The 1,740-nt window shown below is 58.3% G+C and carries 2 protein-coding genes; one reads left to right on the plus strand and one right to left on the minus strand.

Translation table 11 applies throughout. The features are described from left to right. Positions 1-193: SDR family NAD(P)-dependent oxidoreductase (locus tag A3754_RS05370; protein WP_156496822.1), on the minus strand; the 193-nt coding region annotated here is incomplete at its 3' end. Between the two features lie 448 nt (positions 194-641). Here A3754_RS05370 and A3754_RS05375 point away from each other — a divergent pair. Further along, the gene (locus A3754_RS05375) at positions 642-1,574 is read left to right on the plus strand and encodes an IS110 family transposase (protein WP_063519021.1); all 933 of its coding nucleotides are present in this window, start codon (positions 642-644) and stop codon (positions 1,572-1,574) included. Positions 1,575-1,740 lie beyond the last annotated feature (166 nt).

The raw sequence follows: 1,740 nt of genomic DNA on the forward strand, positions 1-1,740 counted from the left end.
AACGCAACGCAGCGACCTTAACGCCCTGCCCCGCCAGCGCATCGGCCAGCGGATTCAGCGCATCCATATTGATATCGCCCAGCACCAAGGCGGCACCGCGCTTGCCCAGTTCTTCTGCCAGCAACTTGCCAAACCCGCTGGCGGCACCGGTAATCAGTGCCGTCTTGCCGGTAAAATCGAGAATCGGATCCATTGTGCTCTCCTTCGTGGAACCGCGGCGAGGCAAACTCACTCTCCGCTTTCAACATCCATCACTTGCTACAAAGCCGCTGCAGGAGCGCCGTTGAGGGCGCGAACGAAGGTGGCAAAACGCTAAGCAGCAGTACCCTAAAAATCCACCCCGCTCTGCCATACCCAGAACGCCCTTCGCGCTGCGCGCGGTTCGTCCCCTGGAAGGGAACTTGTATGTTTGAATGCTCTTCCTGCAACCATGCAGGACTTGCCGGGGTGGAGGGACCAAAGGAGCATCTGACCCAAGGGTACAGACGGTAGGAGATTTGGCCCCACCCCGCACCTATTCATACGCCGATAAAGAATCCATCGGCTGAGTTGCACCTCAGACCGACGATACCTAGCAAGCCAGCGTTCAGGTGCGCCCCGACAAGCATGTGTAACCTAGCGCAAGGGGCTGTTCAGTGGCAATGCAAGTAGAATCCTCCATTATCGGCATCGACGTGGCCAAGGCCGAGTTGGTCATCTATTTCCTGGGCCAGACCTATTCCATTGAGAACACACCCCAAGCCATTCGGGCTTGGCTCAAGGATCTGCCTTCCCTCTGCGAGATAGCCATCGAGGCCACTGGCACTTATCACATGGATGTCATTGAGCTGGCCCACCGTAAAGGCCACCACATCTACGTGATTGATGGTTCTCGCCTCCACCATTACCGCAAGGGCACAGGGGGTCGCGCAAAAACGGACGCCTCTGATGCGCAGCTACTTGCCCGCCATCTGCAAAATGAAAAAGGGGCCTTGCGCCGCTGGAGCCCGCCACCCAAGGCGTATCGGACGCTGCAGACCCTGCTGCGCCGCCGTGCGGCACTGGTCAAGGCGCGAACCATTATCCAGCAAAGCCTGGGTGCAGAGCCGCTACTCAAAGCGGGCTTGAAGAGGTTGATCTCTCAGATCAACACGCTGGATGCACAGATCCAGAAACACCTTCGCGACACGGTAAGAGACGCTGGGCTCAGCGAACAGGTGCAACGGTGCAAGGCCCTGGAGGGCGTGGGCGATCTGACCGCCTACGCTCTGGTCATGGCCTTCTTAAGGGGCGACTTCAGGAACAGTGATGCCTTCGTGGCCTTCCTGGGGATGGACGTTCACGTGAGAGACTCAGGCACCAAAACCGGCAAGCGAAAACTGACCAAGAAAGGGGACTCAGAAGCTCGCAGGCTGCTTTACTGCGCGGCCATGGCCGCTCGCCGGAGCAAGCGTTGGGCAGGGGTCTATCAGGCTTATCTGGATCGAGGGCTGGCAACTACCCAAGCGTTAGTCATCCTGGCGCGCAAACTGGTTCGTATCGCCTTCGCGCTTATGAAAAATGGCACCGACTATCAGCCGGCCCCTGCCTCATGAAGACTGGGGTGGACAACATAGAATCTCCTACAGTTGATAACGGTGCGAAGGCAGGCAGGGCCGTCCGGCCCTGCCTGCCTTCGCACCGTTATCAACTGTAGGAGATTCTATGTTGTCCACCCCAGTCTTCATGAGGCAGGGGCCGGCTGATAGTCGGTGCCATTTT

This window comes from Alcanivorax sp. HI0083 (assembly GCF_001635175.1).